Raw genomic sequence first — 14,816 nt, forward strand, 5'->3', positions numbered from 1 at the left:
CAATTGATATGCTAAAAAACTGGATTTGTTATCCATGGTGCTCAATCCTTTGTGATAAAGGCCCTTTACTGATGAGCCGCATCATGTAGCGATATCCCACGCCGAAAATGCCGAAGTAACAGATAACAAACATCATCAGGCTGAGGCTTAAATGGGTCACACTGTGGGACGAAACCGCATCTTGAGTGCGCATTAGCCCTTGGATAACCCAAGGTTGGCGGCCAAGTTCAGTGGTAAACCAGCCCGCGAGGGTTGCGATTAATCCCGCGGGACCTAACAGCAGTACCAAGCGCAGGAACAGGCGATTGCTGTATAGCGTCTGCTTGCGTCTAAGATAGAGGCTCCAGATTCCCGCCAAAATCATCAGCACGCCTAAGCCCACCATCACCCTAAAACTCCAAAACACTAAGGGCACATTAGGCCAATTCTCGGCAGGAAACTCAGTGAGTGCTGGCACTTGCTTGGTTATATCGTGTTTTAAAATCAGACTGGCTAATCCTGGAATTTCCAAACTGAAATGATTGGTTTGCTTATCCATATCGGGCATCGCGAATAAGATGAGCGGCGTAGCTTCATCCTTTTCATTACGCCAATGACCTTCCATCGCCGCGATTTTTACCGGTTGATACTCAAGGGTATTGAGCCCGTGAAAGTCACCAATCACTGCTTGCAGCGGCGCAACAATCAATGCCATCCACATGGCCATGGAAAGCATTTTACGAATCGCGGGAGTATCGTTTCCTTTGAGTAAATGCCATGCGGCGGAGGCGCCAACAAAGAAGGCCGAGGAGAGAAAGGCGGCAACCGTCATATGGGTTAAACGGTAGGGAAATGAAGGATTAAACACGATTTGCCACCAGTCGATGGGGACGACTCGGTTATAAATGATTTCAAAACCCTGAGGTGTGTGCATCCAACTATTGGAGGCGAGGATCCAAAAGGTTGAAATCACAGTGCCCGTGGCCACCATGCAAGTGGCAAAAAAGTGCAGCTTTTTGCCAACCTTATTTTGCCCAAACAGCATCACCCCAAGAAATCCCGCCTCGAGGAAAAATGCTGTCAGCACTTCATAGGTGAGCAGAGGGCCGGTTACGCTGCCCGCAAAGGCCGAAAAACCACTCCAGTGGGTGCCAAATTGGTAGGCCATCACTATGCCTGAGACCACGCCCATGCCGAAGTTAATGGCAAAAATTTTGACCCAGAATTGATAAAGCTGCTGATAAATCTGATTGTTTGTCTTCAACCAGAGTCCTTCTAACACGGCTAAATAGGTGGCTAACCCAATAGTGATTGCGGGAAAGATAATGTGAAAAGAAACGGTAAAAGCGAATTGGATCCTCGCGAGTACGGTGGCATCAAAATCAAACATAGTGTCCTCAGGAGTGCAGCAAAGGGATGTGTAAATGCAAGTCGCTCAGCGACTCGGATTCGTACCGCTGATGGCTTGTGTGCTATTAGACCATGGGGTAATCTGGCTATAACAGATACAGAATTAACTGAGTTAGCTATAACAGATGTCTAAGTACCAACAGTTAGCGCAGGATCTCAAAAACCGAATTACTCAAGGTGTCTGGCAGGCAGGGGATAAACTGCCATCATTGCGGCAAACCGTGGCGGATTCGGGGCTGAGTTTAATGACAGTGCTGAACGCCTATCAGTTGCTCGAAAGCCAAGGCGTGATATTGGCGCAGGCAAAATCGGGTTACATAGTGGCGCCTCAGCCTGAAGCCTTTCGTTACCCAGAGACTCAACGACAGATCTATTTCTCCGATAAGGTCGATATTAACGAGTTTGTGTTTAACGTATTGCAGGCATCGAAACAGGCTGGGATTGTGCCCTTTGGCTCGGCATTTCCCGATCCCAGTTTATTTCCACAGCAAGCCTTAGCGCGCTCGTTGGTCAAGGTCACTCGGCAGATGTCACCGTCGTTTGCGGCCGATAATCTTCCCCCCGGTAATGCTGGGTTACGCAAGGCGATTTCCCAACGTTATGCCAAGTTAGGTATGAGCGTGGCGCCCGATGAAATTTTAATTACCTCGGGGGCGATGGAGGCGCTGAACTTGAGCTTAGGGGCCTTGGCTCAGGCGGGGGATTGGGTCGTGATTGAATCGCCTGCCTTTTATGGTGCGATGCAAGCCATTGAGCGCCTCAAGCTAAGGGCGATTGCGGTCGCGACGGATCCCCGCGAAGGGATTGATCTTAATGCTTTGGCTGAAGTACTTAAGACCTATCCCGTCAAAGCCTGTTGGTTGATGAGTCTGCATCAAAACCCCTTAGGCTGTAGTTTATCGGAACAGAAAAAACAGGCTATTTATCAACTGCTTTGTGAGCATAACGTCAGTCTGATTGAAGATGATGTGTATCAGGAGCTTTATGTCGGTTCGAGTGCGCCTAGGCCGATTAAAGTCTTAGATAGCCAAGGCTGCGTTTTGCATTGTGGTTCCTTTTCGAAATCTTTGATAGCGGGATATCGAGTCGGTTGGGTTGCCGCGGGGCGCCATGCCCCGCAATTGCAACGCTTGCAATTAATGTCGACCCTCTCAACCAGTGCGCCTATGCAACTGGCCATCGCCGATTTTATTCAGTCGCCCCAATATGAGCTCCATTTAAAGCGCTTACGCCACACCTTAGCGGAACGCAAATTTGCCATGTATCAGTTGCTGCGGGCTCACTTGCCGGAGTCCGTAAGTGTGAACTTTGAGCCGGGCGGTTATTTCCTCTGGTTGGCGTTGCCTGCCCATATGGATGCGACGCAGATATATCATAGCGCGCTTGAGCGAGGGATCAGTATCGCGCCGGGGAATCTCTTTAGTAATCAAGCAGAATTTCGCCATTTTATGCGCATTAATGCCTCTTATGATTGTTCACCCGAGATAGTGCGTGCGGTAAAAGCGCTCGCGCAGCTCCTAGAACACTCCCCGAATTAATAGGCCAAAGTGTGAGCCGTTGCGTCAATTTTAATGGCGATTTAAAAAGTTTTAGACTTCTAGATGTCTATCTGTTAGCTTGAGTGCAGTGCACAAATCTTGTGCGATTAGAGCATGGGTTAGCATAACGCTCCCCCTCAATTTGACTTGGGGAGTGGCTATGTTTTGAGAACAGTTTAGGGAACTGTTTTTGGAGTTGTTCGGGGAATTTATTGGGGAAGGACACAAAGATGAAACTTGAATCACTGGCGTTACACCATGGATATGAATCAGAGGCGACCACGAAAGCTGCTGCGGTACCTATTTATCAGACCACTTCCTACACCTTCGATGATACCCAACATGGTGCCGATTTATTTGACTTAAAAGTCGCAGGCAATATCTACACGCGGATTATGAACCCGACGACCAGCGTGCTCGAGCAGCGACTTGCAGCCATTGAAGGTGGCATAGGTGCGCTCGCTGTAGCCTCGGGAATGGCGGCCATTACCTATGCGATTCAAGCGCTTACTCAGGTTGGGGACAATATTGTCAGTACCAGTCAGCTCTATGGCGGTACTTATAATTTGTTTGCCCATACGCTGCCGCGCCAAGGGGTAGAGGTACGGATGGCGGCCTTCGATGACTTTGAAGAGCTCGATGCTTTAATCGATACCAAGACTAAGGCGTTATTCTGTGAGTCCATCGGTAACCCCGCCGGCAATATTGTCGATCTTAAACGTTTAGCCGAGATAGCCCATAAACACGGCGTGCCTTTAATCGTCGATAACACTGTCGCTACTCCTGTTTTATGTCGTCCGTTTGAACATGGCGCCGATATCGTTATCCATTCGTTGACCAAGTACATTGGCGGCCACGGTACAACGATAGGCGGCGTGATTATTGACTCGGGCAAGTTCGATTGGGTGGCGAACAAAGAACGCTTTACCCTGCTGAATCAAGCCGATCCTTCCTACCATGGTGTAGTGTATACCGAAGCCTTTGGTGCCGCGGCCTTTATTGGACGTTGCCGCGTGGTGCCGCTGCGTAATACTGGGGCGGCGCTCTCACCCCACAGTGCATTTTTGCTGCTACAAGGGCTGGAAACCTTGAGCCTACGTATGGAGCGTCACTGCTCGAATGCCCTGGCATTAGCCGAATATTTGATATTGCATCCTTCGGTCAGTTGGGTGAATTACGGCGCTTTGCCGAGTAGCCCTTACCGTTATAATTGCCAAAAAATCACCGGCGGTAAAGCCTCGGGGATTATCAGCTTCGGGATTAAGGCTGCAACTCCCGAGGAGGGCAAAATCGCTGGCGGCAAGTTTATCGACGCGCTACAGATGATTTTACGCTTAGTGAACATTGGTGATGCCAAATCGCTGGCTTGCCATCCCGCCAGTACCACCCACAGACAACTAGATGCAAACGAGCTTGCCAGAGCAGGAGTGTCTGAGGACTTAATTCGAATCTCCGTTGGCATTGAACATATCGACGATATTATTGCCGATGTGGCGCAGGCGCTGGAAAAAGCCTTGGCTTAAATTAGTAGATTGATTATTAGAATGAAAAAGGCCGCTAATGTTAGCGGCCTTTTACTTTACAAAACTGACGACTTATTAGTTTGCTTCTTGTAGGCGATTACGCGCCTTTTGATAGAAGTAAGATACGGTCAGTAAGATCACCCCAATCACAATAAAGGCGATAACCTTTTGCACTAGCTCGAAGGATGCCATATCCAGCAATAACACTTTCAGTGTGGCTAAGGTAAAGAGTCCGGCGGCGAGGCGGATCATATCCGCATGCTGGGGTTTTAAGCTGATAAACATCAACACGCTGCCATGCACGACGAGCAAAATGGCGCTGAGTGGCGCGGCAATCATATTATCGAACGCATAACTCCAGGTGAGATAACTCAGCGCGAGCAATCCATGCCAGCCCCATTTGAGCCATTGCAGCGGTAAGAAACGCTGATGCAAACGAATAGCGACGCCGCGGCGTAAGATAAGTAGCGCGAGCAGTGCTAATGCCATCAATTCACAGAGGATCAATAACACGTTATCCAGATCTAGTCTTAGCGACAACTCAAAATGCAGCATTATCGGCAATAGCGCCAGCCCTAGACAAAGCCCGTAGGCCAAGCTGTAGCTTGAGCGCACCGCGGCTTGGATTTCGATGGCTAAGTGCGCCATTAATCCCGTTTGCACTGAACCATGTTTGGTGCGTCTTTGGATCAAGAGGGCAAAGTAGCCGCTCAATGCTAATGCGGTCATCGACCATGCCACTACATCGACGCGGTTAAATCCATAAACCAATACGGCCAGCACTAGCGCGAAATAATAAGGGCTCAGTTGCCATTGCAGGATAAGCAGTGATATCCAGGGCTTAGCAAGCTTGCGATAACGCAGCAGTACAAAGCCCATGGCTAGGGCGCCAATTAGCAGTGCGATAAGTCCTTGCCAAACTTCAAATAGGCACAAGCTGGCGGTGGTGAGGATCGCTAGCCAAGTCAAAATCTTGGTTTCAATCTCAAGGGCTTTATGCTTGATAACATAGGCAAGCCCGAGGCTGAACAAGCTGCTGAGCCAGAGTGCAACCGCGGTAAACTCCCAATAACTGCGCATCACCTTAGGCAATAAGATTAGTGGCAGCAGCAGATAACAGCCGAGTTGTATCTGCTTGGCGGCCTGGGCGAACAGCGAGCTTGGATAGTGCTTACGATACCAATAGTGGGCCAGCAACAGGGCGGCGAATAATTCAATGCGTGCCAGCTTTGCCATCAGTGGCTGCGCACTAAAGCTCAAGCTGCCAGTGAGGGTCACGCCTTCGACCACGGTAAATAGGAGTGGCAGCAGCAAGAGCCAAGCGGCAAACTCGCTGACAATCAACTTGTCTTTACCACTTAAATACAACAGCAACAGACTTACAAGCGGGATGATGGCGAGGTAATAATCGCTGCTGACAAGGTAAGCCGCCAGCAAAAGGGCCGCCACATAAAAGCCGCTGAGTAACTCTTTGAATAAATAACTCAGTTGCCGCTCAAGCTGCGACAGTGGCAACTCATCATTGCCAATTTGGCGGATAACAAAGAGCAGGGCCGCCGCGCTTAAGGCTAACGCGAGCAGCGGGAACCCAAGCGCCGCTACTGGCGTTTGCTCGCCAAGTCCGAGCAGGGAAAAACCTGTCAGCACCGCATATAAATTGAGAGCCAGTCCCGTCAGCAATAACACATAGGCTTCGGCGCGCACCGAAATCAGTTTCTCCTTAAGGCCAATCCACAGCAGGAGCAATGCTTCGAGGATAAGCACTAATCCTAGGAAATCATGGCTTAATAGGTAAAGGGCAGCAAAGGCGGCAAAACTGCCGCCAAAGACTAACAAGAGACTGCTCTGGGACGGGGTGAGTCGAGACTTGAGCTTAACGTATAAACCTGCGCAGATGAGTGCGTTGGCGATAAAAATCTCCCCGGCGAATGGCGTAAATTGGGTGAGTTCGAAGATAGCAAAGGCCAGCAGGGTTATCGGTAGAACTAGGGCTCTGTGGCTGAGTGAGGTCGTGGAGGAATTAACGATAAACCCAAATAGACCATAGAGATAAAACAGTGCGTTAATGCTCACTAAAGCTAGCACCGCTGCGCCGCCCCATTGAGTGAGCGGTAAATCGACAAAATAGCTGAAGGCTTCGATGCAGGCGATATGCAGGAAGGCGGTGATTTCCAGCAGTAATGGCCAGTGTAATTTACGGCTTTGGGCGAGGGCGCCCGCACCTATCAGTAGCAGATAGGGAATATACAGTAGCGGCGCATAGCTTTGGGATAACAGCATCATAGGTGCCATCGAGCCGCCGACTAAGGCAATCACGGCAATGACCTTGGCATCGAGTCGCATCGACAGGCCATAGCCCGCTAAGGTAATCAATAGCAGCAGGATAAAGCTGGCACTGCTCGGGATAATCTCAAAGTAGGGGCCAATAAAATAGGCGCAGAGATAGTTTAGGATGAGGCCTAATCCGACAATCCCTGAGCCAAAGTCGGCCATGCCCGCCCTTTTTTGGCGGATAAAAATCCCGCCCGCAATAATCGCATTGGCGCAGCCAAAACCCAGCAGGGCTTTGCCGAGTTCGGAAAACCAATGGTTGATGGAATATTGCAGTAGGTAGCCAAAACCTAGGGTGAGTGTGATGATGCCCGCGACCGTCATCAAAAATACCGGGCCTAAGCCCTTGGCTTGATAATGTTGATAGAAACCTTTGACCTGTTCAGTGATGGCCGCAAATGGCGCCATGATGGCGGCAACACCTTGGGATAATAAGGTCTCTAATTGGCTTGCAGCCTGCACGCCCACTTCAAGTCCGGCTTGCTGAGAAAAGGCCTTATCTTGCTGCAAATCATCCTGCTGCGAATCCACTGGTGAATGCACGGCTTTTGAGGGAGCCTTAGCATGGCGCTGCCAAGGATCGTCTTGCCAAGGGTTTACCTCGGGCATTTGTGGCTGGATATCGGGAGCCATTTCTTCAGATTGCTGCGAGGCGCGCTCATCCCTTGGCTCAATCGTCGTCCCGAATGGCGTTGAGATATCGTCCGTGCCGGTGGATGTGGTGGTGAGAGGGCCATTGTCTTGCTGCTCAAGCTGAAGACTGATGCTGTCGAGCTTGGCCGAGAATTCTGCCAGTTGGCGGCTGAGTGAAGATTGCAGCGACAGATGCTGCAGTTTTAACTGTGCCAATTCTGCCTTGAGTTGGTCAACGTCATCCTTTAACGGCATCTCAATATCCTAAATATGCTTTCCATATCCATGGGGCATAAAAGTCTAAGTGACTCACTTTTATGCTTTTACTGTGAAAGATTGTACTGACAACTAGGCATAACGGCTAGTAAAAAGCCGTTAACCAGTATGTGCGAATGCGAAAGTGGAGGAGATGAGGCAAAGATAGCACAATGATTTCGCCCTATCTTTGCCGTATGAAAGTGGTTATTTCTGCGCTTGTAGGATGACAAATTTGCCGTTGGAGGCGACTGTGGTGCAGTTTTTAAATAAACGCTGCAATTTGACGTGGTAAGCCAAGTGTCGATTCCCCACTATATGTAAAATGCCGCCATTTTTGAGTCGGCGACGTGCGTCTAAAAACATCTGCCAAGCAATGTGATCGGTAATCGCCTCGCCCTGATGGAAGGGCGGGTTGCAGAGCACTAAATCGGGTTCTACCCCATCGGGTAAATGGGTCATGCAATCATCCCAATGGAAATGGCCTTTACCTGCGGGGAGTTGATTACTGGTCCAATTGGCTTTTGCCGAGGCCACTGCCATTTCGGAATCATCAATAAAATGGATATCGGCATTAGGGTATAACTGGGCCGCCCGCAGACCGAGCACGCCATTGCCACAACCCAGGTCGACAATCGTTTTAAAGTCGCCCTGAGGGAGATTATCCAACATAATGCGCGCACCGATATCGAGCTTATTGGCGGCAAACACATTGCTTAAATTGCTGATGTGGAGGTTGAATTCGGGAATATCCCAAGTGACTTCCTTCGGTAAGGCGCGTGGCTTGCCATCGCTAATACAGGTGATGACGCGGGTTTTCTTCCAAGCGAGGCTGGCGCTCGCTGGCCCTAAGTGTTTCGCGAATACTTCCAATAAGCTCGTGTTGATGGACTTGGCTTTTGCGCCAACCAACACTTTGCAGCCAGCGGGCAGCACTTGCGATAAGCGCATCAGCTGGTGGGCAAAGTAAGTGAGGTTTTTAGGTAGCTTCATCAATACGAGGGCGAGATCGCCTGGTAAGGCATCGCGACTGGTAAACCAGGTTAGGTTATCCATAGGTAACTGATTGTGATGATGATTTTGCTCTGCACCTAAAAAACTGGTTCTGGCATCGGTTTCGACATTCAGTGGCCAATCGGGATTAAGCCGCGATAGGGCGCAGCTTAAGGCGCCAAAGCTGTCGTTGATAATGGCCGTTGGCACCGCGGTTTGTCCGCCTTCGACTAGGGTGTTAATCAAATGCTCGTCTGCCGCATCCCAAGCTTGGAGATTGGATTCCTGCGAAGCGGGGTAGCGAAAGAGTTCAAGCTCAATCCCTGCCACTGAAAATTGTGTCGTCATCTTTGTGCTAAGCCAATAAAAACGGTGCGAATAAAAACGCTGCCATTAAAACAGCGCCAATTAAATAAGGCGCAGATTATCGCAGATTTCCCCTTATCGTGCGATGCTTGCCTGAGTTTGTATATCCGCTCGCGCATTTATGGGTGATTGGATGGGGCAATCACAGTCGTCAGTGGTATAAGGTGCTGTATGAAACAAGTCGATTTAGGACTCGAACTAGAGGTCAATCTTGACGCTGATAGCGGCATCTCTTGCGCCCATCATCAAGATGCGGCACAAGTCGAGCCGCCTATCACTTTAGTTAGGGATTATTTGAATGTGGCGCAGCAGAACGCCTTGCTCAAGGAGGCCGAGTCTTACCCATTGAGTCGCCCACAAATTCAAGTGTTTGGTGAATATCATGCCATTCCAAGGCAGCAGGTTTGGTATGGCGATGCAGGATGCGACTATTTATATTCGGGGCTATTTATTCGTGCCCTGCCTTGGCCTAAGTATTTGCAAAAGTTGCGCGACAAACTGCAGCGGGATTTTGGCCTAGGCAGCAATGGCGTGTTAGTGAATCGCTATGCAGATGGCCAAGATTGCATGGGTGCCCACAGCGATGATGAGCCCGAGATTGCGAGCGGCAGTGATATCGCCTCTTTAAGCCTTGGCGCCTCGCGGGATTTTGTGATTAAACATAAACACAGCAAAGTGAAATACACTATTAGTTTGCATAGTGGTGACTTACTCATTATGCACTGGCCAATGCAGCAAGATTGGTTACATAGCGTGCCTAAGCGCTTAAAGGTTAAAGCCCCCCGCTGGAACTACACCTTTAGGCAATTGATTGTTAATTATCATGGCTGATTGAAAGCTAAATCATTTCATACTGTTACTAAATGGGTTCAGTTTAGAGCAGCAAAGCTGACGTTGAAATTTGATCTTTTGTACTTGAAGCAGTACTCTGCGGCCACTGGATTTTCCCATGTTGAGATTTGAATATGTCCAATACCCATGCGCAGGGCACAGTGGCACAGACCATTGATCAGAAGCTGACTGAAAGCTTCTCGCCAACTCATTTAGAAGTCCTTAACGAAAGTCACCGTCACCATGTTCCGCCTAATTCAGAGACTCACTTTAAAGTGGTTGTCGTCAGTGATGAATTTGATGGGCTTCGTTTGCTTGCCCGCCATCGTTTGGTAAATAACTGTTTAGCCAACGAGTTAGCTAATGGTGTGCATGCACTTTCTATCCATACCTTCACTCAGAGTGAATGGGCTAAGGATGTTGAAGTGCCTAAAACGCCGAATTGCCGCGGTTAATTCGGCCCCTTAACTTTATAAAAGCCACGTTATCAACGTGGCTTTTTTGTTTTAGGTCAAATAGACGACAATATGCGGTTTCCCTGTTGAATTTTCTGTGTTAACAATATGTTCTATTTTGTACTGAATTAGTGCTCACTGTTTCTAGTGACTGGAATGTAAGTAGTACGCATCTAAACAAGAGTGCTTTACATCAGTCGATACTTAAGAGCGCTAATTTTCATACTGTTAACTAACTTCGCATTCAGGGAGAGTGTTCGATGCGTCATATGGGGTGCCTAATCTTTGCGGTATTGCTTATTGGTCTCGGTGGGTGTAATCCTGCGCCCCAGCATATCGAGCAGACTGCAGCACCTCATCCCGATGCGACTCCCGTTAAAGATGTTATCGAGTGGCGTTTAGCCACGTCTTGGCCGAAAAACTTTGCTGGTTTAGGTATGGCACCTGAGCGTTTTGCCAAGCTGGTGAACGAGATGTCCCATGGCCGCTTGCAAATTCATGTGTATGGCGCGGGAGAATTAATGCCCGCCTTTGCGGTGTTCGACGGGGTAAGCCAAGGTAAAATCCAAATGGCCCACGCCGCCTCCTATTATTGGAAGGGGAAAGCGCCCGCCTCACAGTTTTTTTCTTCTATCCCCTTTGGTATGACGGCCCAAGAGATGAACGGCTGGCTGCATTATGGTGGCGGCATGGCATTGTGGGAGGAGGTCTATCGCCCCTTTGGCATCATTCCATTAGCGGGTGGCAATACGGGGATGCAGATGGGCGGCTGGTTTAATAAACCTATTAATAGCATTGCCGATTTTAAAGGCTTGAAGATCCGTATGCCGGGCTTGGGGGGCGAAGTGCTAAAACGCGTTGGTGCCGTACCCGTCAATATGGCGGGCAGGGAGCTTTATGGCGCTTTGCAAACGGGGTCTATCGATGCGGCTGAGTGGGTTGGGCCTGTCAATGACCTCGCTTTTGGTTTACATAAAGTCGCCAAATATTACTATTACCCCGGTTGGCACGAGCCTGGCTCCAATATGGAGTTTTTGATTAATAAGGGCGCCTTCGAGAGTCTTCCCCAAGATTTACAAGCCATAGTCAAAACCGCCGCCCGCGCCATCAATCAAGATATGCTAGATGAATACACCACACGTAACGTGACTGCCCTTGACACCTTAGTCAAAGATGAAGGTGTGGTGCTTAAGGCTTTTCCGCCCCAGGTGCTCACCGAGCTTGAACGTATTTCACAGCAGGTCATTGAAGAGCAGGCCGAGCAGGATCCTATGATGCGCAAAGTGTATCGCGCTTACCATGCCTATGAGCAGGGTGTGCGTGAGTATCATAAGATTTCAGAGGATGCTTACAGCCAGCAGCGCCAGCACTAATGCCGCTAATTTGAACAAAATGTTCATATTAGCGTCTGATTAATGTGAGATGATTTCATCTTACATTATCTTGTTATCGACCTAATCCATTTGGTGTTATGCTTGCGCCCATAAACCGATAGCGGTTGTATCGCCCTAAGAATTTGGAGTTTCCTATGCCATTACTTGATAGCTTTACCGTTGACCATACTCGGATGAATGCGCCAGCCGTGCGTGTTGCCAAACATATGAGTACCCCAAAAGGCGATGCGATTACCGTATTCGATCTACGTTTTTGTGCACCAAATAAAGATATCCTCAGCGAGCGTGGTATCCATACCCTAGAACATCTGTTTGCGGGCTTTATGCGTGATCATCTAAACGGCAGCGATGTTGAAATTATTGATATTTCACCAATGGGATGTCGTACCGGTTTCTACATGAGCCTGATTGGTGAGCCGACCGAGCGTCAAGTGGCCGATGCATGGCTTGCCTCAATGGAAGATGTGCTCAAAGTGGTTGAGCAATCTGAAATTCCTGAGCTTAACGAGTATCAATGTGGCACTTACGAGATGCACTCGTTAGAACAAGCCCAAGATATCGCCCGTAACATTATCGCCGCAGGTGTGAGTGTTAACCGTAATGATGACTTAAAACTCAGCGATGAGATCTTAGGTCAGCTCTAAGCTTTGCTAAGGCATCACAAGGTGTGGTGCCTAGACTTAAGGCCTTAGCGTCAAGAAAGCGACATTCGTCGCTTTTTTTTTCGAGTAAATTCAGCTATTTTACAAAATAACAACAAAAACGCCGTACGCTAACAAACACTTTTGGGAGCTTGGTATGTCTAGTCGCTACTTTGTGATGTCGCTGACCGCGCTTGCGGTTTCCTGTGTCTACACTCATCCCCTCAATGCAAACCCACTCTATTCTCAAACACTCGATCTGATTGAGCTCAATGATCAATATCACTCCAGTGATGATGGGATGCAGCTGAGTAACTTAAATAGCTTAACCTTATTGCGGGCCGACCACAGTGGAAATACCGCGAATATCAGTATGCGCTCCGCTAGCCAAGGTGTGGCCGTGATGCAAGATAGGGTGTATTTTTCACCCGCGCCTTATTCGGCGCCGCAGTTGCAGTTATTGCCTAACCTTTTACTACAGCAAAATGTCACTAGCACACCACTGGCGGATATGACGGTAGGCGGGCAGGGCGCTTTCGGTGTGGTGAATTATCAGAGCCTTGAAATAGCTAACCGACCTCAGTCGGGCAGCTTTCTCGTTGAAGGTTCGACAGAGTCGGATTTGAATGCCGGCATGAGTTGGGGCGTTAAGCAAAAAGAATATGGTGCATTATTCGCAGCGAATTACCAGAAAGAACAAGGTGATGCGAATTTTTTCAATGGCAGCGATGCCGATAGAACCAAAACGGATATGTTGTTCAAGGTGAATGCGGCAAGTTTGCTTGGCGCACGCAGTCCGCAGCAGACGGAATTTACCTACCAATTTATCGATGATGACAGTTATCGCTCGCAGCTTGGTGTCACCGCGGCGGACTGGCAGCAGGATCCCTTACTCTTGTACTCCGTAACGGCGCAGGATAAGCATAAAGGGCGGCAGCACAAGTATCAGCTTTCACACCAAGTGGATTTAGGCGGCAGTAAAGTGATCAGTGACTTTTACTATCAGTCCTATTCACAACAGTTGGATAAACTTGGCTTGTTTAATGGGCAAGAGATTAGCGCAGCAACGCTTGCCGATATCGCCGCCTTTGACCGAGCTCCAAGTGCAAATGGCGCCGATTTAAATCTGCTCGTCCAAGATAACGATTACAGCGCCTTTGGCGCCCAGACCCAAGCCATAAACCAGTACGGCGAACATCAAATCATTTACAGCGCTCGTTATCATACGGATAAGGCGGAAATGCGCTTTGGCGAGCAAACGGCTTTATGGCAAGCGGATAGAAGCCTTGCGGTTGATGAGTCAAACGCGCTGTTCGCTTATACCGATGATGCCACTGCGCTGACGTCGGCCATTGATTCGCTATTTCGCTGGCAAGGCATGCAAATCAAGTTAGGCCTGACTTACGAGCATGTCAGTGTTAATCGTGAAGTGAATCAGGCTGTTGTGGGACTCGATGAAGCGGATTTCTCCGATAGTGATTGGATGCCGCAATTAGGTGTGCTCTATGATGCGGGCGATTGGCGTTTTAGTACCGATATCCGTCGGGCCTGGACTGCGGCAAGCGCGGGGAATACCACACAAGAGGCTCAGGTGTCGCTGCACTATCAAGTGAGCGCCCAATATGCGCGTGAAGGGATAAAAGCCGATTTACGGGCGTATGTGCAAGAATTCGATAATTTGCATGTGGACTGCGATAGCTATTCGATGTGCGCCGATGCACGCTTGTTAACCCAAGAGAATATTCCCGATGTGCTGACCTATGGTGTAGAACTTGGCCTTGGTTATCGCTGGGACTTGGGTGGGGTAGCGCTACCCTTAGGGCTAAATTATCAATATCTTAGCGCCGAGTATCAAACCAGCACCTGCACCGATGTTCAAGGCTGTGTTTTAGAGGGCGATAGATTGGCTTGGTTACCCGAACATCAATTGCAATTGAGTGCAGGGGTTAACTATGGCGCATATCAATTAAATCTTGAGGCGGCCTATCAATCTGAGCGCGATTTCAGTCAATTCGGCAGTGAGTTGCAACGGGTATCAGGCCAGTGGCGGGTTGATTTAGCGGCAAACTATGATTTTGATAAACACCATAGGCTGTATTTTAGGGTCGAAAACCTACTCGATGAGCCCTTAGTGACCACAGCATCAAATAGCGGAATTCGGACTGAAAATGGACGGATCAGCTATTTGGGTTATCAGTGGCGTTTCTAAACTGAATTAAATCTTGTTTAAAGATTATTCAACGAGAAAGCGAAAAGGTCGTTTTAGCTATCGTCATAAAGAGGTATCGACCTTTCGCTAAATTATTTCTTTAAAAATTAATGTTATAGTATTTGTCGACCGTAATATTTTCTCTTTCTGCGCCCTCACTCGGTCGGAAGGTGAACGCTGTAGCGCATGATTCTTTTAAATCCTTATTTGAGGTTTGAAATCACCTATAATTTTCGTGGCGATGCCACGGCAATTGGG

The 14,816-nt window shown here is 48.8% G+C and carries 10 protein-coding genes; 7 read left to right on the forward strand and 3 right to left on the reverse strand.

The genetic code is table 11. The annotated features are described in order from the left end of the window. Positions 1-28: 28 nt before the first annotated feature. Entirely contained in the window at positions 29-1,369 is a 1,341-nt protein-coding gene (locus K0H60_RS04915; protein WP_220057462.1) for a cytochrome ubiquinol oxidase subunit I, read from the reverse strand. Positions 1,370-1,514: 145 nt separating this feature from the next. Between K0H60_RS04915 and K0H60_RS04920 the strand changes: the two genes are divergently transcribed. Together K0H60_RS04920 and K0H60_RS04925 are read left to right on the forward strand one after the other, a co-directional pair. After that, on the forward strand, positions 1,515-2,927 hold the full coding sequence (locus K0H60_RS04920; RefSeq protein WP_220057463.1) for an aminotransferase-like domain-containing protein: 1,413 nt from the start codon (positions 1,515-1,517) through the stop codon (positions 2,925-2,927). Positions 2,928-3,157: 230 nt separating this feature from the next. Further along, entirely contained in the window at positions 3,158-4,450 is a 1,293-nt protein-coding gene (locus tag K0H60_RS04925; RefSeq protein ID WP_220057464.1) for an O-acetylhomoserine aminocarboxypropyltransferase/cysteine synthase family protein, read from the forward strand. Positions 4,451-4,525: 75 nt separating this feature from the next. On the opposite strand, the gene K0H60_RS04930 is transcribed toward K0H60_RS04925, so the two are convergent. Beyond that, positions 4,526-7,669, reverse strand: coding sequence for a DUF2339 domain-containing protein (locus K0H60_RS04930; RefSeq protein ID WP_220057465.1), 3,144 nt, complete (start codon positions 7,667-7,669; stop codon positions 4,526-4,528). 207 nt (positions 7,670-7,876) lie between these two features. Continuing rightward, entirely contained in the window at positions 7,877-9,010 is a 1,134-nt protein-coding gene (locus tag K0H60_RS04935; protein WP_220057466.1) for a methyltransferase, read from the reverse strand. Positions 9,011-9,199: 189 nt separating this feature from the next. Between K0H60_RS04935 and K0H60_RS04940 the strand changes: the two genes are divergently transcribed. From K0H60_RS04940 to K0H60_RS04960, 5 genes are all read left to right on the forward strand, one after another. Further along, positions 9,200-9,859: an alpha-ketoglutarate-dependent dioxygenase AlkB family protein gene (locus tag K0H60_RS04940; protein WP_220057467.1), complete on the forward strand. Its 660-nt coding sequence runs from the start codon at positions 9,200-9,202 to the stop codon at positions 9,857-9,859. A gap of 134 nt (positions 9,860-9,993) precedes the next feature. Continuing rightward, entirely contained in the window at positions 9,994-10,314 is a 321-nt protein-coding gene (locus K0H60_RS04945) for a BolA family protein (RefSeq protein WP_011716063.1), read from the forward strand. Positions 10,315-10,574: 260 nt separating this feature from the next. Beyond that, the gene (locus tag K0H60_RS04950) at positions 10,575-11,687 is read left to right on the forward strand and encodes a TRAP transporter substrate-binding protein (protein ID WP_220057468.1); all 1,113 of its coding nucleotides are present in this window, start codon (positions 10,575-10,577) and stop codon (positions 11,685-11,687) included. 155 nt (positions 11,688-11,842) lie between these two features. Then, on the forward strand, positions 11,843-12,352 hold the full coding sequence (gene luxS / locus K0H60_RS04955; RefSeq protein WP_220057469.1) for an S-ribosylhomocysteine lyase: 510 nt from the start codon (positions 11,843-11,845) through the stop codon (positions 12,350-12,352). A 154-nt stretch (positions 12,353-12,506) separates the two neighbouring features. Then, entirely contained in the window at positions 12,507-14,558 is a 2,052-nt protein-coding gene (locus tag K0H60_RS04960; protein ID WP_220057470.1) for a TonB-dependent receptor domain-containing protein, read from the forward strand. Positions 14,559-14,816: the final 258 nt, after the last annotated feature.

Origin of the sequence: Shewanella mangrovisoli, assembly GCF_019457635.1 — a bacterium.
Lineage (GTDB): Bacteria > Pseudomonadota > Gammaproteobacteria > Enterobacterales > Shewanellaceae > Shewanella > Shewanella mangrovisoli.